The organism is Stappia stellulata, assembly GCF_020176715.1.
GTDB lineage: Bacteria > Pseudomonadota > Alphaproteobacteria > Rhizobiales > Stappiaceae > Stappia.
The window spans coordinates 473,834-494,039 of record NZ_JAIVMF010000001.1; the positions used below are offsets into that span (position 1 = coordinate 473,834).

Annotated in this window: 16 protein-coding genes; 10 read left to right on the forward strand and 6 right to left on the reverse strand. The window is 65.6% G+C overall.

Translation table 11 applies throughout. The annotated features are described in order from the left end of the window. Positions 1–188: 188 nt before the first annotated feature. Positions 189–1,256, reverse strand: a complete 1,068-nt coding sequence (locus tag LC092_RS21225; protein WP_318245894.1) for a methylglyoxal synthase — start codon at positions 1,254–1,256, stop codon at positions 189–191. A 160-nt stretch (positions 1,257–1,416) separates the two neighbouring features. Between LC092_RS21225 and LC092_RS02200 the strand changes: the two genes are divergently transcribed. The 6 genes from LC092_RS02200 to LC092_RS02225 all read left to right on the forward strand — a co-directional run bounded on the left by LC092_RS02200 (position 1,417) and on the right by LC092_RS02225 (position 7,270). Further along, a complete protein-coding gene (locus tag LC092_RS02200; protein ID WP_224804588.1) occupies positions 1,417–2,124 on the forward strand; it encodes a corrinoid protein in 708 nt (235 codons plus the stop codon). A gap of 12 nt (positions 2,125–2,136) precedes the next feature. Beyond that, on the forward strand, positions 2,137–2,769 hold the full coding sequence (locus LC092_RS02205; protein ID WP_224804590.1) for a DUF1638 domain-containing protein: 633 nt from the start codon (positions 2,137–2,139) through the stop codon (positions 2,767–2,769). A gap of 265 nt (positions 2,770–3,034) precedes the next feature. Beyond that, on the forward strand, positions 3,035–3,334 hold the full coding sequence (locus LC092_RS02210; protein ID WP_224804592.1) for a virulence factor: 300 nt from the start codon (positions 3,035–3,037) through the stop codon (positions 3,332–3,334). Further along, positions 3,331–4,227, forward strand: a complete 897-nt coding sequence (locus LC092_RS02215; protein ID WP_224804594.1) for a methylenetetrahydrofolate reductase — start codon at positions 3,331–3,333, stop codon at positions 4,225–4,227. The genes LC092_RS02210 and LC092_RS02215 overlap by 4 nt, the downstream gene beginning before the upstream one ends. Beyond that, on the forward strand, positions 4,224–5,174 hold the full coding sequence (locus LC092_RS02220; RefSeq protein ID WP_224804596.1) for a methyltetrahydrofolate cobalamin methyltransferase: 951 nt from the start codon (positions 4,224–4,226) through the stop codon (positions 5,172–5,174). The genes LC092_RS02215 and LC092_RS02220 overlap by 4 nt, the downstream gene beginning before the upstream one ends. 35 nt (positions 5,175–5,209) lie before the next feature. Beyond that, the gene (locus LC092_RS02225; protein WP_224804598.1) at positions 5,210–7,270 is read left to right on the forward strand and encodes an ASKHA domain-containing protein; all 2,061 of its coding nucleotides are present in this window, start codon (positions 5,210–5,212) and stop codon (positions 7,268–7,270) included. A 7-nt stretch (positions 7,271–7,277) separates the two neighbouring features. Here the strand turns inward: LC092_RS02225 and LC092_RS02230 are convergent, their stop codons facing one another. The 3 genes from LC092_RS02230 to LC092_RS02240 form a co-directional block, all read right to left on the reverse strand. Next, positions 7,278–8,105 (reverse strand): DUF1194 domain-containing protein, encoded by an 828-nt coding sequence (locus LC092_RS02230; RefSeq protein ID WP_224804600.1) that lies wholly within the window; start codon positions 8,103–8,105, stop codon positions 7,278–7,280. Positions 8,106–8,202: 97 nt separating this feature from the next. Beyond that, positions 8,203–9,453: an APC family permease gene (locus LC092_RS02235; RefSeq protein ID WP_224804602.1), complete on the reverse strand. Its 1,251-nt coding sequence runs from the start codon at positions 9,451–9,453 to the stop codon at positions 8,203–8,205. A gap of 56 nt (positions 9,454–9,509) precedes the next feature. Further along, positions 9,510–10,658 (reverse strand): polysaccharide pyruvyl transferase family protein, encoded by a 1,149-nt coding sequence (locus LC092_RS02240; RefSeq protein ID WP_224804604.1) that lies wholly within the window; start codon positions 10,656–10,658, stop codon positions 9,510–9,512. 254 nt (positions 10,659–10,912) lie between these two features. On the opposite strand from LC092_RS02240, the gene LC092_RS02245 reads away from it, so the two are divergent. Then, entirely contained in the window at positions 10,913–11,416 is a 504-nt protein-coding gene (locus LC092_RS02245; protein WP_224804606.1) for a hypothetical protein, read from the forward strand. Between the two features lie 10 nt (positions 11,417–11,426). Here LC092_RS02245 and bmt read toward each other — a convergent pair whose 3' ends face one another. Beyond that, complete coding sequence (gene bmt / locus LC092_RS02250; protein ID WP_224804608.1) at positions 11,427–12,437, reverse strand: betaine--homocysteine S-methyltransferase; 1,011 nt, start codon at positions 12,435–12,437, stop codon at positions 11,427–11,429. Between the two features lie 541 nt (positions 12,438–12,978). Next, positions 12,979–15,540: a GcvT family protein gene (locus LC092_RS02255; RefSeq protein ID WP_224804611.1), complete on the reverse strand. Its 2,562-nt coding sequence runs from the start codon at positions 15,538–15,540 to the stop codon at positions 12,979–12,981. Between the two features lie 265 nt (positions 15,541–15,805). Here LC092_RS02255 and LC092_RS02260 point away from each other — a divergent pair, with 265 nt between their 5' ends. From LC092_RS02260 to LC092_RS02270, 3 genes are all read left to right on the forward strand, one after another. Further along, positions 15,806–17,347, forward strand: a complete 1,542-nt coding sequence (locus tag LC092_RS02260) for a trimethylamine methyltransferase family protein (protein WP_224804614.1) — start codon at positions 15,806–15,808, stop codon at positions 17,345–17,347. A gap of 324 nt (positions 17,348–17,671) precedes the next feature. Then, positions 17,672–18,766, forward strand: coding sequence for an ABC transporter ATP-binding protein (locus LC092_RS02265; RefSeq protein ID WP_224804616.1), 1,095 nt, complete (start codon positions 17,672–17,674; stop codon positions 18,764–18,766). A gap of 102 nt (positions 18,767–18,868) precedes the next feature. Then, positions 18,869–19,969, forward strand: a complete 1,101-nt coding sequence (locus LC092_RS02270; RefSeq protein ID WP_224804618.1) for an extracellular solute-binding protein — start codon at positions 18,869–18,871, stop codon at positions 19,967–19,969. Positions 19,970–20,206: the final 237 nt, after the last annotated feature.

The following is a 20,206-nucleotide window of genomic DNA, read 5'->3' on the forward strand; positions in this document are numbered from 1 at the left end:
GCACGGTTTCGCGGCGGTCAGCCGATCAACAGGCCAGGCTTCTGGCTCTCCGATACCGGGTCGCGCTTGCGCTTGCCCGGCATGACGCGGGAGAGCATCCCCCTTCGTCATCACTCTCAGGCCGAGCCCCCGCTCCGCCATTTTTGTTTGTGCCCGCGATCCGGACGGTTTCCGCGCAGATGCCCGTCTCACCGCCCGAGACTGGCGCTCACAACGAGATCGGCGGCCGCCGGTGAACAGGCGATCGGTGTGTCGTGCAGGATGGCAAGCCGCGTCAGCGCCATCAGGTCGACGTCGCTGGCATGATGGCCGTGCGGGTCGGCGAAGAAGATTACCGCATCGAGTTCGCCGGTCGCGATCAGCGCGCCGAGCTGCTGGTCGCCGCCGTGCGAGCCGCGTTGCAGCCGGTGGATAGCAAGATCAGGCACGGCCTCCATCAGCATCGCGCCGGTTCCTCCGGTCGATACCAGCTTCTGGTGACGCAAGACGTCGGCATGGCGCGAGACCCAGGCGCGCAGATGCGTCTTGCGCGCGTTGTGCGCCACGAGCGCGATGCGTCGCGGCGCGGTCGAGTGCGCGCGCGCTTTCAGCGTCAGCGCCAGGATCGCGCGCACCTGGGCCGTCAGGCCCTCTTCGGGGGCTGCGAACTGGCCCTTGAGCGCCGCCGTACCGACGGTAAAGCCGGCGGCCCCTGCTTCCGCCACCGCCTCGATGCGCTCCGCCCGGTCGATGCTGCCGGCCATGATCACCGGCTTGTCGACGGCCGCGCAAACGCTGACCATCAGCTCGCGCACGTCGCCGGCAAAGCGATAGGCGAGCAGATCGAGCCCATGCACGCTTTCCAGATCCGCAAGGCGGCGCGCGCTGTCGGTGATCGTCTCCACGGTGCCGGCCAGCACGCTCGGATGGCCGACGATATCGCCGGGAAAGGGGTAGTAGCGCACCGGATGGGGCTTCAGCATCGGCGCGATCTCGGCCGCGCGCGTGCCGCCGAGCAGACAATCCACCTCCAGGTCGATGGCCGCGCGCGCCGAGCGCCGCTCGCTGTCGGCATCGAGGCTGACGACCTCCAGATAGGCGCGCCCGCCGGCGGCGCGGATCTCGCGCGCCAGCGCCTTCAGCTCGGCAAAGGGCAGCCCCACGTCCTTGAACCCGATGTGCCGCGCGCCGCCGGCCAGCACCTCCTCCAGCCGGCTGCGCGCATCCGCAACGGTGCTGTCGTCTTCCGTCAGCATGAAAATGAAATCGAAGGCCATCCGTTCTCCGGTTCTCTCCCCACGTTGCCGGTCGCCGGCGCCATTGGCCGCTGTCGCACCGGCGACCGCGCATGTCGGTTTGACGATATCGGCGCGGGCCGGCTGCACTCACAGTATAGCGACCTTGAATTACATGTCCCTCCCGCATGTGGAGCGCCGAATGTCGGAAGAAGAAGACCTCGATCTCGCGTCCCTGTCCGACGATGACCTCGTCGAGCAGATGCATGACGACCTCTATGACGGCCTCAAGGACGAAATCGTCGAGGGCGTCAACATCCTGCTGGAACGCGGCTGGACCCCTTACGAGGTGCTGACCAAGGCACTGGTCGAGGGCATGCGCATCGTCGGCGTCGACTTTCGCGACGGCATCCTGTTCGTGCCGGAAGTGCTGATGTCGGCCAATGCCATGAAGGCGGGCATGCACATCCTGCGCCCGCTTCTGGCGGAAACCGGCGCGCCCAAGGTCGGCAAGATGGTGATCGGCACCGTCAAGGGCGACATCCACGACATCGGCAAGAACCTCGTTTCCATGATGATGGAGGGCGCGGGCTTCGAGGTGATCGACATCGGCATCAACAACCCGGTCGAGAACTATCTCGCCGCGCTGGAAGAGCACAAGCCGGACATCCTCGGCATGTCGGCGCTTCTGACCACCACCATGCCCTACATGAAGGTGGTGATCGACGCGATGGTCGAGAAGGGCATTCGCGACGACTATATCGTCATGGTCGGCGGCGCACCGCTGAACGAGGAGTTCGGCCAGGCCGTCGGCGCGGACGCCTACGGGCGCGATGCCGCCGTCACCGTCGAACTCGCCAAGGACCTGATCGCACGGCGGCACAACCAGCTGGCGGCGCGGGCCGGATAGGACGCAAGGCTCATGGGCGCGCCCGCACCCGAGATGGTTCCGCCCGGCCCCGTGCCGGGCGATCGCGTTCTGGTCATCGCCTGCGGCGCACTCGCAAACGAGGTGCTGGCGATCACGCGCCAGCACGGGTTGACCCACATCGACCTTCAGTGCCTGCCCGCCCAGCTTCACAACCGGCCGGAAAAGATCCCGGACGCCGTGCGCCGGGCCATCCACGTCGCCCGTCACGACTATGAGCGCATCCTGATCGGCTACGGCGATTGCGGCACGGGCGGGCTGCTCGACAAGGTGCTCGCGGACGAAGGCGTGGAGCGGCTTCCCGGCGCGCATTGCTACGCGTTCTTCGCCGGTCTTGAGGTCTTCGATGCGGAGGCCGAGGCGGAACCCGGCACCTTCTATCTCACCGATTTCCTGGCCCGCCACTTCGAGACACTGGTGATCCGGCCGCTCGGTCTCGACAGCCACCCGGAGCTGCGCGACGCCTATTTCGGCAATTACACGCGATTGCTCTATCTGGCCCAGACCGACGATCCCGACCTCGACGACCGGGCACGGCGGGCCGCCGACCGCCTCGGCCTTGCCTATGCCCGGCGCCGGACCGGCTACGGGCTGCTGGAAACGCGGCTCGGCGCGCTTTCCGCCTGAACGCCTCCGCCATTGCGTCGCGCCCGCGATGGGCGTTTCCGCCCGAGCGACACACCGAAGGGTGCCGGCCGGACCTATTTCCCAAGTGTTCCCACCCCGGTTTTACGGCGGTTTACGGACCACGCGCCTCCCAATACATGGCACCCAAGAAAAACGGCGACGTCATCCTGTCGCATTCAGGATTACGCGTGTCGTCTGTGCGCCGATGAACCGTCGCGCCGAAGGCATCATGACGGGAACGCAATGAGGCGCATGGAGCGGCCCGGTGGCGCAGAAGACAATCGTCTATTGGCGGGATATTCCCGCCCAGGTGCTGGTCAAGGCGGGGCGCAAGACCGCGCGGCGCGAGCTGCCCGCGCGCTTCATCCAGGCCATCGACCGCTGTGCCATGTCCATCGGGGCGAAGGACAGCGACGCCTATCTGGCCGAGTGGCGGCGCGGCGACCCCGAAAGCGTCGGCGACGATCTGGAACACGAGGCCGATGCCGCGGCTGCGAAACTGGAAGCGGACTACACCCCGGAGCGTTTGAAGGCGCTCGTTACCGCCGGAGGGCATGCGACATGACCGACCCCCGTCTGAATGCCCAGGGGCGCTTCACCGCCTCCACCGAAGTCTCGCCGCGCCAGGTGCTGGAAAAGCCGGAGATCCTGGCGCTGGTGCCGCGGCTGACACGGGTCTATCTCACCGATCTCGGCAATGCGAGCGAGGACGACATCGTGCGGGCCGCCCTTGGCATACACGATCAGGGGCTGGTGCCGGTGCCGCATATGGCCGCGCGCCGCTACCAAAGCCTTGCGGCCTTCGACCGGCGGCTGCGCCGGCTGGTGACGGAGGCCGGCGTGCGCGAGGTGCTGGCCATCGCCGGCGAGGCGGAAACGCCGGGTCCCCTCACCTCCTCCGTCGCCATGCTGGAGACCGGCCTTTTCGACGAGCTCGGCATCGAGCGCATCGCCGTTGCCGGGCACCCGGAGGGCGCGCCGGACATTCCCTCCGACACGATCCGCGCCTTCCTGATGCGCAAGCACGAGCTTGCGGCGCAAAGCGACGCGCATTTCCATATCGTCACCCAGTTCGGCTTCGATCCGCAGCGGGTGAACATCTGGCTCGACGAGATCGCCGCCTGGGGCAACCGCTTTCCGGTGCATATCGGCGTCGCCGGTCCGGCGAAGATGACGACGCTTCTGAAATACGCGGCCTTCGCCGGCGTCGAGAACTCGCTCGCCTTCCTGAAGAAGCGCGGCGGCGCGGTGGTCTCGCTTCTGTCGGGCTACGATCCCGAAAGCATGATCGGCCCGCTGGAAACGCGCATCGAGACGCGCCCGCACACGCAGCTCGAGCAGATCCACGTCTTTCCCTTCGGCGGCCTGACCAAGACGTCCGAATGGCTCCTTCAGCGCGGGAGCTGGTCCTATCAGCCCATCCCGCTGCGTCCCTTCCCCGCGGAGATAGCGCAATGACACGCACCATCGTGGCCTCGGCCACAAAAGAGATCATCATCGGCTTCGACCAGCCCTTCTGCGTCATCGGCGAGCGCATCAACCCGACGGGGCGCAAGAAGCTCGCCGCCGAGATGATCGCCGGCGATTTCTCCACCGTCGAAAAGGACGCGCTGGCGCAGGTCGCAGCGGGTGCAACCATGCTCGACGTCAACGCCGGCGTGACCGCCGTCAATCCGAACGAGACCGAGCCGCCGCTTCTGGTCAAGACGCTGGAGATCGTCCAGGCGCTCACCGACGTGCCGCTGTCGATCGACAGTTCCGTAACGGCGGCGATCGAGGCGGGCCTGCGCGTCGCCAAGGGGCGTCCGCTGGTCAATTCCGTCACCGGCGAGGAGGAGAAGCTGGAAGCGATCCTGCCGCTCATCAAGAAATACAATGTGCCGGTGGTCGCCATCTCCAACGACGAGACGGGCATTTCCGAAGACCCGGACGTGCGTTTCGCGGTGGCGAAGAAGATCGTCGAGCGCGCCGCCGACTACGGCATTCCCGCTCATGACATCGTCGTCGATCCGCTGGTCATGCCCATCGGCGCCATGGGCACCGCCGGCAAGCAGGTGTTCCAGCTGCTGCGCCGGCTGCGCGAGGAGCTGAAGGTCAACACCACCTGCGGGTTGTCGAACATCTCCTTCGGCCTGCCACATCGCCACGGCATCAACGCCGCCTTCATCCCGATGGTGATCACAGCCGGCATGACCAGCGCGATCATGAACCCCTGCCGCCCGCAGGAAATGGAAGCGGTGCGCGGCGCCAACGTGCTGACCGGCGCCGATCCCAATTGCCACGACTGGATCATGGCCTACCGCGATCACACCCCGGGCGCGGTGACGGCCGCAGCCCCTTCGGGCGACGCCGGCGGCGGACGCCGCCGCGGCGGGCGCGAGGGGCGCCGGCGCGCAAGCGCGTGACCCCCTTGGCCGGGACAGGAACAGCGACGACAGACATGGCGAAACAGGAGCCGGCCGGCCCGGCCGCGACACAGGATGCCCGCATCGTCTTCCAGCCGAGCGGCCGGCGGGGCACCTTCCCGCTCGGCACGCCGCTGCTCGATGCGGCGCGCGCGCTCGGCGTCTATGTGGAATCCGTGTGCGGCGGGCGCGGCATCTGCGGCCGCTGCCAGGTCTCCGTGTCCGAGGGCGCCTTCGCCAAGGAGAAGCTGACAAGTTCCGCCGATCATCTCGGCCCGGTGACCGAGGCGGAAACCCGCTACGCCCGCTTGCGCGAGCTCAAGTCGGACCGGCGTCTGTCCTGCCAGGCGACGATCCAGGGCGACATGGTGGTCGACGTTCCGACCGATGCCCAGACCAACCGCCAGGTGGTGCGCAAGCGCGCGGAAGCGGTGAAGCTCGACGCCGACAGCGCCATCCGCCTCGTCACCGTCTCGATTGCCGAGCCGGACATGGACATGCCGCTTGGCGATGCCGACCGGCTGCTTGCAGCACTTGCAGCCGAAACCGGCCTTGCCGGACTGACCCTCGACACGCCGCTTCTGTCGCGCGTGCAGTCCGTTTTGCACGTCGGCAACTGGCGGGTGACGGCCGCCATCTGGCAGGACGATGCGGCCCCGCCCTGCGTCATCGCTTTGTGGCCGGGCGAAAAGCGCACCGCCTACGGGCTGGCGGTCGACATCGGCTCCACCACCATCGCCGCGCATCTCTGCGATCTGTCGACAGGCCGCACGGTGACGTCGGCCGGCACCTCCAACCCGCAGATCCGCTTCGGCGAGGATCTGATGTCGCGCGTCTCCTATGTGCAGATGAACCCGGCGCGTCTGCCGGACCTGATCTCCACCGTGCGCGCCGCCGTCGACGCGCTGGTCGCCAAGCTCGTCGCCGATGTCGGCGCGACCCGCGACGATGTGCTCGACGCCGTCTTCGTCGGCAATCCGATCATGCATCACCTGTTTCTCGGCATCGACCCGACGGAGCTTGGCGGCGCGCCCTTCGCGCTGGCCGTCTCCGGCGCGGTGCACACCACGGCGCGCGCGCTCGATCTGGAACTGAACCCGGGCGCACGCGCCTACATCCTTCCCTGCATTGCCGGTCACGTCGGGGCGGATGCGGCGGCCGCCACGCTCTCCACCCGTCCGTTCGAGGCCGAGGCGCTGACGCTTGTCGTCGACATCGGCACCAACGCGGAAATCGTGCTCGGCACCCGCGAGCGGCTGCTTGCAGCCAGTTCGCCGACCGGCCCCGCCTTCGAGGGCGCGGAGATTTCCTGCGGCCAGCGCGCCGCCCCCGGCGCCATCGAGCGCATCCGCATCGACAAGGACACGCTGGAGCCGCGCTACAAGGTGATCGGCCTCGACGAATGGTCGGACGATCCGGCTTTCGCGGAGAAGAAGGATCAGGTCGGCGTCACCGGCATCTGCGGCTCCGGCATCATCGAGGCGGTGGCCGAGCTTTATCTCGCCGGCGTGGTCACGCAGGACGGGCGCATCGACGGGCGGCTTGCCGCCAAAAGCCCGCGCATCGTCCAGAAGGGCCGCACCCACGCCTATGTGGTGGCGAGCGAGGGCATCGAGCTCGTCATCACCCAGACCGACATTCGCGCGATCCAGCTCGCCAAGGCGGCGCTCTATGCCGGCGTGAAGCTCCTGCTCGACAAGCTCGGCAATCCGGAGATCGCGCGCATTCGGCTCGCCGGTGCCTTCGGCAGCTACATCGATACCAAATACGCCATGATCCTCGGGCTGATCCCCGATTGCGAGCTTTCCGAGGTCTCCGGCGTCGGCAATGCGGCGGGCACCGGCGCGCGCATGGCGCTGATCAACCGCGGCGAGCGGCGCACGGTCGAGCGGGTCGTGCGCGAGATCGAGAAGATCGAGACCGCACTGGAGCCGAAATTCCAGGAGCATTTCGTCAACGCCATGGCCTTCCCCAACAAGGTCGACCCCTTCCCGCGGCTGCGCAGCGTCGTCACCCTGCCCGAGCCGGCCGGGGAGGACGACCCTCCCCAGGACGAAGCCGACACGGGCCGCCGGCGTCGTCGACGCCGGGCCTGAGCGGCGTCTACCAGCCGCGCCGGATCCAGATCTTTTCGCCGATGAGGCAGTCGTAGGGCGGCTGGAAATTGAACTGCGCCGGCATCACGCGGGCGTTGCCATCCGGCACGCCCGGCGGCATCAGCCCGCCGATCTCGAGCACCAGCTTGCGACGCACTGCCTCGGCGAACTGGTCCCAGTCGTTGACCGGGATCATGAAGGCGCCCGGCCCGCCGATCACGCAGCGGCGGTAATATTCGTCGAGATCCGGGATATTGAACTGCGAACCGTAACCGCCCTCGGTCATCAGCGGCAGGCCGTTGATGGTGATGCCCTTGGCGACCGCCGCGTCGCGCGCCATCGTCACCGGCAGGCCCTGATTGTTCGGCCCGTCGCCGGAGACGTCGATCACCCGCCGGTCGGGCAGGAACGGAACGGCCTCCAGCAGCTTTACCGCATGCGCGATCCCGCCGGAGATCGATGTCCTCCGTTCGCTCTGGCTGTATTCGCTCAGCAATGTCGCCGCGACGGCTTGCGCGTCCTGCGGACCGCCGATCACCGTCCAGCCGACGATCTCGCGCGCATGATGATCGCCCGCCCATTCAAACAGCGTCACCGCGATGCGCCCGTGCGGTCCTTGCGCAATCGCGCGCAAGACCTGCGAACTGGCAATCGCATCCGCATAGCCACGCCGCTGGATGCGCATTTCCTCATGCGACATCGACCGCGACACGTCGACGGCGAGCACCAGCGCCACATCCACGGCGACCTCGGAGCGTGCGGCAGGGACAATCGCCGCAGACACGATTGCGGTAAGGAAGAAGGCCCGCAGCACCGGGCCGAACTGGCCGAGCATTCGCATGCCCCAAGACTACCGCAACGTCAGTCTGACGCCAGAGCCGATTGACGTTTGCGTGGAACAAGCGGCGCGCGATCCTTGACCCGTCCACCACTCAATGCCCGCCCGCAAGCCCGCTTGAGAGCTGGAAGACGGCGATGCCGAGGCACAGGAGCGCGGCGAAAGCGCCCCACCAGCGAAAGCGGGCAAGGCCCGGATCGTCCAGCTTGGTGGCAAGAGAAAAGAGCGACAGGTTCACCAGCGTGAAGACGCCGAGCGTAACGAGGCTCGTCAGTTCGGCAAGCCGCACCAGCGGGAAGGCCAGCGCCAGCAGCAGGATCAGCGCCGCCACCGTCAGCGTCGCGCGCGCCGGCGTGTGCCTGCGCGCGTCGACCGCCCCGAACCAGCGCGGCGCGATGCCCTCGCGCGCCATGCCGTAGAGCACGCGGCTTGCCATGACGATCTGCACCAGAATGCCGTTGATCATGGCAATCGCGGCCCCCGCCGCGACCGGAGCACCGGGAAGACCCGTGATCTGCTCGAAGAGAACCGCGAGCGGCGCGCTCGACCCGGTAATCGCCGCCCTGTCGGGCGCAAGCACCGCGATCACGGCGAGCAGTACATAGATCCCGACGGTGATCCCGAGCGTCCAGAAGACCGCGCGCGGCGACGCGGTTTCGGGATCGATGGTCTCCTCCGCCATGTTCTCGATGTCCTCGAAGCCGATGAAGGCGAAGAAGGCGATGACGCTGCCCGAGAGGATCGCACCGATCAGCGCCGCGTCGCCCGGCGGCGTGAAGGCCGAGGCGATTTTTGGCGCATCGCTCATGAGCGGCACGCCGAAGGCGATCACCACAAGCAGGATGCCGATCTCGATGCAGGTAATCACGGCCGCGAAAGTGACGCTCTCGCGCACGCCGACCCAGGCAATCGCGGACAGAAGCGAAATCAGCCCGACAAGCAGCAGCCAGCCGGGAACGGGAAGGAGCGCCTGCACATAGCCGACGAAGGCGAGCGCGATCACCGCGCTCGAGACGATTCCGGTAGCGGCAACGCCATAGCCTGCGACCCTGCCCCAGCCGTGCCCGAGACCCCGATTGACGAAGACCGCCTCCCCGCCCGCGCGCGGAAAGCGCTTGACCAGCAGCGCATAGGACAGCCCCGTCGCGCCGGCGATGGCGCCGGCAATCAGGAAGGAGAGCGGCGCCTTGTCGCCGGCAAGCCGCAGGATTTCGCCGATCAGCGCGAAAATCCCCGCCCCGACGGTGACGCCGACACCGTAGAACACCAGCCACGGCAAGGTCAGCGTGCGCCGCAGGTGCGGCGCGCCGTCCGGCGATACATCGGGACGCCTGATGTTTTTCATGACGCCAGACTAGCTGCCTCGACAGCCCCCGCCCATCCGTGGTGTTGCGGGGGCGGTTAGTCCATTTTGGACGGCGTTGCCTCTCCCCCGCCCCCATCGTCTCCGGTCGGCACAGCCGCGCTCCCGTCGCCTGCGGCTTGCCGGATGGTTTCCCTGGAACGTTGCAGATGCTCGGCGATCCTCTCCATCGCCGAATCGATGACCTGACGATAAGTGTCGTCGATGAAGCCGAAGACCTTTTCGTAATCGGCAAATCCGCGCTCGATCTGACCTTGCAGGAAGGCCATCGCGCGCGTCACGGCCTCGTCGTCGGGGTCGCCCAACCGACCGTGCGAGGCCTGAATGCAGCCGAAGGCGGTTCCAGGCGTTCGCGAAAAGCCGAAAGAGCGCGCATCTTCCACCAGGAGGATCGACGGTTTGCGGTTGCGAAGAAAATGGATGTGGCCGTGGAGCCTGTAGCCGATGTGAAGATCGATCTCCGCATAAGCGCCGAGGTTCTCGGCCGGTCCGGCAAGCCGCAGGGAGTGGAAGCCGAGTTGCTTGGCGCGTGCCTCGAGTATCGACAGCAACGGCCCGCCAACGCTGTGGAGAGACACATAACGCGGCGAATCCGGGAACCGTTTCCTAACCGACTTGAGCAACTCGACGCTCTGCTCCAGGTAGCTGACGCCGTGCTGGAGACTGACGACAATGCTCGGCACCTCGGGAACCGGAACCGGGTCCCTGCCAATGCGATCGGCATCGAAGAGCGCCATATCGCCGGAGTAAATGGCGGGAATCCCGTTTCGTTGAAGCCGTTGGACAATCATTTCGTCGCGACAGGGGAACGGACCATGACGTTCGGCCATCCTGCCGAGAAAATTGCGTGTTGCGGCATCCATGGCCACATCGAAAAACGCCGCCGGCGATGCGTCCACATGCTGATAGGCGCAACCGAGCGGAAAGAACCCGTCGATCCTGTCGAGGTCGTCGAACAGCGAATAAAGTCCGGGGTATGTCTTGTTCGTGACCGCAAACCCCGGCGCTATGACGTTGTGGCGGACCTTCTTGGTGAACCCGTTCAGGCTCTTTTCCCGAAAAAACAGAATCGGGTCGAAGTCCGGCCATTTGTTGCGGACGAGCGCAAGGGTTGATGCGGTGATCAGCGCGTCGCCGACGTTTTGAGACTTGTGCTCCGGATAGGTCGTCAGAAGGATGTCGGTCATGGCGCTTTCGTGAAGTGAGGAAACGAATCCGCGCCATCATAGCGCCCAGCACGGCCCTGTCGCCGACAAGCCGCGGCAACGCGCAGTCCGGCGCTGGGAATCTCTCCCCGACGGGGGGGAGTGTAGCGTGGATGGGAGGTTGAGCACCAAAGACGGGCTCCCCCATACACACCGGCCATACAACCTATTGACGAAATGTGTGAATGGTCGACAATTTGGAATCTCAAAACATTTGAAGATTGAGGAGTTTTAAGGTGCGTTGGTTTTTCACAGTCATTCTCGTAACGCTGAGTGTTTCTTCATGGCCGGTCAACGCCGGATTTGATCGCTGGACCGCTGACAAAAAGTCCGACCCGTTTTCGGGAGGCCAGAAGGTTACGGTCACAAACATGTCTTCAATGCGCTCAGGAATTGTCATTTTCTGCGATAGCGCCGAAACCGGGCTGACAGTAAGAGCGATACCCGGCTACGCTTATCAAGCCGCCTTGGCCCTGATCGAGCCGGACATTCAGTTTGCCTTCGACGGCAAGAAGATGCTCAGCCAGAAGGGGGAAACAGGGACCGTCGGCGATAACCTTGCCGTATCGCAAGTCACGCTGTCTCCTGAAAATTCAAGAATTTTTGCGAAAGCGTTCGCCGGAGCTGTCAAGCAAGTCGCTATCCAGGATGGTATCTCGGATCAGCCCCATTTGATGACGGCGCGGGGGTCAACCAAATCCGGACGTGCCCTTATCGAATGCATGCAAAGTCAAGAATAGTCGCCCCCCCTTACACCCGCCTGCGTCTCCCGCGCCGCCCGGCGCCGGTGTCGTCGCCGCTCTCCGCCGCCGGCGGGGAGACGAGCGGGCCGATGCGCGCGACGACCTCGTCGACGCTGGGGCGGGTGCCCGCCTCATGCGCGTCGATGGCTGCACGCATCGCGGCCAGATGGGCGTAGGAGGTGCCGCAGCAGCCGCCGATGATGCGCGCGCCGGCATCCATTGCAAGCCGCGCATAGTCGCCCATCAACTCCGGCGTGCCGGTGTAGACCACCGCGTCGCCCTGAATGACCGGAATGCCGCAGTTCGCCTTGGCGATCACGACGGCCTCCGGATAGGTCTGCGTGATGTCCAGGATCGCGGCGAGCAGATCCGACGCGCCGACCCCGCAGTTGGAGCCGTAGGCCACCGGCGTGCAGGCGAACTCTCCGGCAAGCGCGCCGAGACCGGCCGGTTTCAGCCCCATCATCGTGCGCCCGGCGGTGTCGAAACTCGCCGTCACCACGAAGGGCATGTCGACGGCAGCCGCCGCCTCGGCCGCTGCGCGCATTTCCTCCGCAGCCGACATGGTCTCGATCCACAGCACATCCGCGCCGCCGTCCTTCAACCCTTGCGCCTGTTCGGCGAAGGCTGCGACCGCATCCTCATGGGTGAGCGCGCCGAGCGGGACGAAGAGCTCGCCCGTCGGGCCGATGGAACCGCCGACGATCACCGGACGCCCGGCACTCTCGGCCACCTCGCGCGCCAGACGCGCGGCGGCGGCGTTCAGCTCATTCACCCGCCCCTCCAGCTTGTGCAGCTTCAGCCGGTGACGGTTGGCGCCGAAGGTGTTGGTCAGGATGATATCGGCGCCGGCCTCGACGAAATTTCGATGCAGCGCGCGGATCTTGTCGGGCTCGGTGACATTCCACTCCTCCGGCGGATCGCCGGACGTCAGCCCCATGTCGAAGAGATTGGTGCCGGTCGCCCCGTCGGCGAGCAGCGTGCCCTTCTCCGCCAGAAGATCCTCAAGTCTGTTCACTGGCCTGTTCCTCACGTTTCCACGCGGCTCTGCATCCCGCCGCCGCCACACACGCCACGCAACACAAACTGCGCATGTGCCCGACCCCACACACCGACGTCACCCACGGCTCGACCGGGGTCCATTCCACGGCGCCGCCCAACCCGGGGCGCGTGGAGGCGCAAACGCATTCGCCACCGCTCCGGCCTCCACTCCTGCCGGGGTTGCCAATGGACCCCGGATCTTCGGCTGCGCCTGCGTCCGGGGTGACGTCGGGGGAGATGGCGTCCATTGCGCCCCGCCCGCCGACACCCCAACCACGCACGCACCCAAGGCGGAAGCAGATCGCAAGCCCTGCCTCCCCGCACAACCGGCCTCCCGGCGGAGGAGGCGGGCATGCCCTTCGGCCCACACAGTCCCTGTGCCGCCCCCAGAACCGGGTACGAGCTTCGCCGCACACACCGATGTCATCCCGGCCCCCGAGCCGGGATCCATTCCACATCGCTGCCCAACCTGGCGCGCGCGGCACCGCGACTCCACCCGCCACCGCGCCCCGCGTCCCTCAGCTCCTCGGCTTCAGGTTCTGCGGATCGTAGAGCGGCGCGTAGCCGACGCCGGCGACCTCGACGGGGAAGGTTTCGGAAAAATACTCCACGGTGAGTTCGCGTCCCACTTGCGCAAAGTCCGCCGGCAGATAGGCGAGCGCGATGTTCTTCCCCACCGTCGGACCATAGGCAATCGACGTGGTGTAGGAGCGACGGCCCAGCGCATCGACCAGCGTCTCGCCGGTCGCCGGATCGATCACCGGCAGCGTGCCGACCGGATAGCGAGCCGTGCCGCCTGCATCGGTGTTGTCGGTCATCACCAGCGTGCAGAGCATGGCCGGCTGGCGGTCGCGGGCGCGGTATTCCAGGTGCTTTTGCTTGCCGCGGAAGTCGGCCTCCTTGACCTTGGGCCGGGCGAGATCGGCCTCATAGAGATTGTATTGGGTGAGAAGATCGGCGTTTTGCAAACGCAGCGACTTTTCCAGCCGCCGGGAATTGGCATAGGTCTCCACCCCGACCGCCGTAATGCCGAGGCCACGCAGCGCGTCCCAGACCGCGAGACCGTCCTCATAGGCCATATGCAGTTCCCAGCCCTGCTCGCCGACATAGGAGAGGCGAAGCGCGGTCACGGATTTGCCGGCGATCTCGATCTGGCGGATCGCTGCAAAGGGGAAGTTTTCAGGATCGAGGCCGGCCGGATCGGCCACCACCTTCTTCAGGTTTTCCCGCGCATTCGGCCCCCAGATGCCGATGGTGGTGAATTGCTCGCTGACGTCGGTGACCGTGACGTCGAAGCCCCTGTCCTCGGCCACACGCTTCACATAATGGAAGTCGCGCGGGCCGGCATCGGCGCCATCGACGATGCGGCAGCGGTCGGCCATGCGAAACACCGTGAGGTCGGCGCGCACCATGCCCTCGTCATCGAGGAAATGGGTGTAGATCCCCTTGCCGATGTTGCCGTCGCCGCCGATCTTCGCGGCACACAGCCATTCCAGCAGCGCCACATGGTCCGGCCCCGCAACATCGAACATGTAGAAATGCGAGAGGTTGATCACCCCGCAATCCTCGCTCATCGCCAGGTGCTCGGCATTGGAGACGCGCCAGAAATGGCGGGCGTCCCATTCGTTCTCGCGGACCGGGATGCGGTCGGCGTATTTTTCCAGCAGATGCGCGTTGGCGGCATAGCCATGGGCGCGCTCCCAGCCGCCAAGCTCCATGAAGTGGCCGCCTAGCTCCACCTCGCGTTCGTAGAAGGGCGAGCGCTTGACGCCGCGCCCGCTGGCATAGGGCTCGCGCGGGTGGATCGCGGGAAAGTAAATCTTCTGCGCCGCCTCGTAGCAGCGCCCCTCGATGAAGGCTTCCTCCATCTGATGCGCATAGAAACGGGAATAGTCGATGGCCGCGTGGTCGATCTCCGTGCGCCCGTCGGTGATCCAGTCGGCGAGAAGCTTGCCGTAGGCCGGCGCGTCCTTCACCCAGATGGCGACGCAATACCACAGCCCGCGCACCTTCTGGCTTTCGCCGCAGGACGGCCCGCCGGCGGCGGAGACCTGCAGGAGGCCGTTGAACGACCAGGTCTCGTTATAGCCGAGTTCGCCGAGGATCGGCGTCAGCTCCATGGCGCGCTCGAGCGGTTCCATCACCTGCTCCAGCTCCAGATCGCGTTGGGAGGGCGACAGCCGCGCCTCCTCCTTTTCCAGCAGGTCGCGCGGATGGCACAGGCGCGGATTGTCGGTCTCGTAATAGCCCCACTCGATCTGACCGCCCTCGGTGGTCTTCGGGTCGCCGGTGTCGCGCATATAGGCGGAGTTGCCCTGGTCGCGCATCAGCGGATAGCCGATGTCCTTGCCGGTGCCGGCGAACTCGGTGAAGGGACCGAAGAAGGTCAGCGGATGGTCGACCGGCATCACCGGAAGGTCCTCGCCGACCAAATTGGCGATCAGCCGGCCCCAGAGGCCGGCGCAAACGATGACGTGATCGGCCCGGATCGTGCCGCGATGGGTGACGACGCCCGTGATGCGTCCGCCGTCCACGATCAGCGATTTCGCAGGCGTATTGGCGAAGGCCTTGAGCGCGCCCGTCTTTTCCCCCTCGTCGACGAGTTTGCCGGCGACGGCCTGCGAGCGCGGCACGACAAGGCCGGCATCGGGGTCGTACAACCCGCCCTGGACCTGATCCTCCTCGATCAGCGGGAACTTTTCCTTGATCTCGGAGGGTGTGACGAGGTGCGCGCGTGTCCCGAAGGCCTTGCCCGAGGAGACCTTGCGCCTGATCTCCTCCATCCAGGTGTCGTCGCCGGTGCGCGCCACCTCGAAGCCGCCGCAGCGCTCGTAGTTTCCCATTATGTCGAAGAAATCGATGGAATAGAGCGACGTCCAGGTGGAGAGGAAGTCGTGGCTCGTCGAATAGCAGAAGTCGGAGGCATGCGCCGTCGAGCCGATGTCGGTCGGAATGCCGGACTTGTCGATACCGACGATATCGGTCCAGCCGCGCTCGATCAGGTGATGCGCGACCGACGCGCCCACGATCCCGCCCAGTCCGACGATGACGATCTGTGCCTTGTCAGGAAAAGCCGACATGCTTCAACCCCTTCACTCCCCGCCGGCGCGCGGCGGATCCTGCGTTTCGTGCCGGCAGTATCGCGGGAATTTTCCGGGCCAAGTTGTCCAATTGCGTCATCCTTGTATCGCCGCGCCGACAAGGCGGCGCAAAAGCGGGTCGCCGGATCCATGACGCTTTTAGAGAAGCCGACGACGCTTTCGGGCATCAGCCTCTCGCCCATTGCGCGCACAGTACGCTGGGCGTTCGCAGGAAGACGCGACGAAATCCGGGTGGAGTGCAGGAATGAGCGAACAGGCAGAGCGCGCGGGACGACGCGGACGGGCGGCCCGAACGGAAAAACGACGCGGCGCGGAAGCAGGCGCCAGCATTCCCTATATCTCGCGCAACCTCCCGCTTCTCAACATCCTGAGCGACGAGGGTGCGGAGGTCATCGAGGCCAACGCCGACCGGCTGCTCGCCGAGATCGGCCTGGAGTTTCGCGACGATCCGGAAACGCTGAAGATCTGGAAGGACGCCGGCGCGGATGTCGACGGCGAGCGGGTGCGCTTTCCCAAGGGGATGCTGCAGGAGCTGGTGAAGACCGCGCCGGCGCAGTTCACCCAGCATGCCCGCAATCCGGCCCGCAACGTGGAGATCGGCGGCAACAACACGGTGTTTGCGCCCGTCTACGGCCCGCCCTTCGTCACCGATCTCGACCGCGGCCGGCGCTATGGCACCATCGAGGATTTCCGCAATTTCGTGAAGCTCGCCTATGCCTCGCCCTGGCTGCATCATTCCGGCGGCACCGTGTGCGAGCCGGTCGACCTGCCGGTCAACAAGCGCCATTTCGACATGGTGTATTCCCACCTGAAATATTCCGACAAGCCGTTCATGGGCTCGGTAACCGCACCGGAACGGGCGGAGGATTCCGTCGCCATGGCGCGGCTCGTCTTCGGCGATCAGTTCGTCGACGAGAACTGCGTGATGATCCAGCTGATCAACGCCAACTCGCCGCTGGTGTTCGATGCGACGATGCTCGGCGCGCTGAAGGTCTATGCGGCGGCGAACCAGGCCTGCATCGTGTCGCCCTTCATTCTCGCCGGCGCGATGAGCCCGGTCACGGTCGCCGGCACGCTGGCGCAGGTGCTCGCCGAGGCGCTGGCCGGTTGCGCGCTGACCCAGCTGGTGCGCCCCGGCGCGCCGGTGGTCTTCGGCGCCTTCGTTTCCTCCATCTCCATGCAGTCGGGCGCGCCGACCTTCGGCTCGCCGGAAGGCACGCTGCTGCTCAACGGCGCGGCGAAGCTTGCCCGGCGCGCGGGCCTGCCGTTCCGCTCGGGCGGATCCTTCACCGCCTCCAAGACGCCGGACGCGCAATCGGCGCAGGAATCCACCCAGACCATCATGGCGACCCTGCTGTCGGGCGTGAATTTCGCGCTGCACGCCGCAGGCTGGCTGGAGGGCGGGCTGTGCTCGTCTTATGAGAAATTCGTGATGGACGCCGACCAGCTCGGCATGATGCATGTGCTGGCGAAAGGCATCGACCTGTCGCAGGAGGCGCAGGCCATGGATGCGCTGGCGGAGGTCGGGCCCGGCGGGCATTTCCTCGGCGCCGCCCACACCCAGCGAAATTTCGAGACCGCCTTCTATCGCTCCGCGATCGCCGACAACAACTCCTACGAACAATGGAGTTCGGACGGCGGGCTGGATGCCGGCATGCGGGCGAATCAAAGGTGGAAACAGATGCTTGCTTCCTATGAAGCTCCTCCGCTCGACCCGGCGGTCGACGAGGCGCTGATCGCGTTCATGGCACGGCGAAAGGCGGAATTCCCGGACAGCAACATTTAGCCGAAGGCGCGTCGCAGATCGGGCGGAATACCCGTTCCACCCGCCTTGCGAAAAGCACACTGCATCTGAATGCTGCAGTGCTGAAGTATTGGGCAAACCGTGCAGGCACCCGCCTCACGCAACAGCATGGCTTTGTTTTTCTTTGCAATTTTAATAATTTTTCCGCTCACCCCCTTTCATTGTGAGTCAAATTTTGCTTAGCTGACGCGACTTTCAGGGTCTTGAAACGAACCATAAAGAGTTCGTGGCAGGGGAACAGCGCGTTACGCTCCGTCTTTCAGCCGGAAGAGCGTGCCCCTTGCTATGCATTGCTTAGGGGCACAGATGACAGAGACCAAGGGCGCTGCAGTCCGCTACGAAAACGTACAGAAGAGCTACGATGGCGAGACACTCGTCGTAAAAAACCTGAACCTCGACATTCCGCCCGGCGAGTTCCTCACCATGCTCGGGCCGTCAGGATCGGGAAAGACCACCTGCCTGATGATGCTGGCGGGGTTCGAGCCGGCCACGCACGGCGAAATCTTCCTCAACGATCGTCCGATCAACAACGTGCAGCCGCACAAGCGCGGTATCGGCATGGTGTTTCAGAACTACGCCCTGTTCCCGCACATGAGCGTTGCGGAAAACCTTGCGTTTCCGCTGCAGGTGCGCGGCATGGGCAAGGCGGAACAGGAAGAGAAGGTCAAGCGGGCGCTGGAAATGGTCGAACTCGGCCACTTCGGCTCGCGCCGCCCGGCGCAGCTTTCCGGCGGCCAGCAGCAGCGTGTCGCCGTGGCCCGCGCCCTGGTGTTCGAGCCGGAGTTGGTGCTGATGGATGAGCCGCTGGGCGCGCTCGACAAGCAGCTGCGCGAGCAGATGCAGTATGAGATCAAGCACATCCACGACAACATCGGCGTGACCATCGTCTATGTGACGCACGACCAGACCGAGGCGCTGACGATGTCGGACCGGGTCGCGGTGTTCAACGACGGCGTGATCCAGCAGTTGTCACGCCCGGATGTGCTTTACGAGGACCCGCAGAACTCCTTCGTCGCCCAGTTCATCGGCGAGAACAACAAGTTGAGCGGAACGGTGGAATCCATCGACGGCGAGACCTGCGCGGTGCGCCTGGACGACGGAACAATGCTCAAGGCGGATGCCGTCAATATTGACGGTGTGGGGTCTCGCACCACGATTTCCTTGCGTCCGGAGCGCGTCGAATTCGACACGCATGACGCGATGGACAACCTGGTTTCTGGTCAGATCGAGGAAATGATCTATCTTGGAGACCATATCCGCGTGCGGATGACTGTTGCCGGCAACAACGAATTTGTCGTCAAGGTCCGCAACCGCGGCGAGAAGCGCGATCTGAAGACCGGACAAACGGTCGAGATCGGCTGGGCCGCCGGCGACTGCAAGGCGCTCGACGCCGTCGCATAAGCCGACACGGGCCCGAACGAAGATTGCGGCGCGCGGCACCGCGCCCGCAGCCCTTCCCGGGGCATCGCCTCGGGCGAACACCAAAACGAGGGGACTTACTCCATGAAGTTCAAGACACTCCTGCTTGCAGGCGCGGCCTCCGCGATGATGACGTCGGGGGCCATGGCCATCGATCTCACCATCGTGTCGTGGGGCGGAGCGTACTCCAACTCGCAGAACGAGGCCTATCACAAGCCGTATATGGCCGCGAACCCGGGCGTGAACATCATCAACGATGAATCCTCCGCCGAGGCCGTCGCCAAGCTGCGCGCGATGAACGAGGCCGGCAACGTGACCTGGGATCTCGTCGATGTGGTGGCGTCCGACGCCATCCGCCTGTGCGACGAAGGCCTGGCCGAAGAGATCAACTTCGACGAAGCCCTGGCCCCGGCGCCCGACGGCACCCCGGCCTCCGAGGACTTCGGCGACCTGATCGTCTCGGATTGCTTCATCCCGCAGATCGTTTATTCGACGACCTTCGGCTATCGCAGCGACGTCGAGGCCTGGAACGGCCGCGAGCCGGACGACATCTGCGACGTCTTCGACCTGGAAAACTTCCCGGGCAAGCGTTCGCTCGAGAAGCGCCCGATCAACAACATGGAATGGGCCCTGCTTTGCGACGGTGTCGCGAAGGACGACGTCTATGACGTGCTGGAGACCGAGGAAGGCGTGAGCCGCGCCCTCGCCAAGCTCGAGACGATCAAGGACCAGACGATCTGGTGGACGGCCGGCGCCGAAACGCCGCAGCTTCTCGCCGACGGCGAAGTCGTGATCGGCTCGACCTACAATGGCCGCCTGTTCTCGCTCATCGAGGAGCAGGACCAGCCGGTGAAGATGCTGTGGGACGCCCAGGTGTTCGACCTTGACGGCTGGATCGTTCCCGCCGGTCTTTCGGACGAGCGCAAGGCGGCCGTGATGGACTACCTGAAGTTCGCCACCGACACGCAGCGTCTGGCGGACCAGGCCAAGTACATCTCCTACGGTCCGGCCCGCAAGTCGTCCGCGCCGCTCGTCGGCAAGCATGCGGAGCTCGGCATCGACATGGCACCGCACATGCCGACCGACCCGAAGAACGCCACGAACACCTTCCTCTACAATTACGAGTGGTGGGCTGACTATCGTGACGATCTGGACGCCAAGTTCCAGGCATGGCTTGCGGGTTAACACCCGTCCGGCGGCGGAGCACGCGCTCCGCCGCCTTTTTCACGCTGACGACTTCCGGGCCCTGTGCGCCCGTCAAGACACTCCGAATTCGAGGTGCCCGCACGACAGGGCACCCTGCCAGGCCGGCCGGGGCCGGTTGGCGCGGACAACACACGGCGGTTTCGCGCCGGAGACGCCGGGGGTCCGGTACGGCTTCGACGCCAAGACGCTGATAACAGAAAACTTCCTTCCGACGGG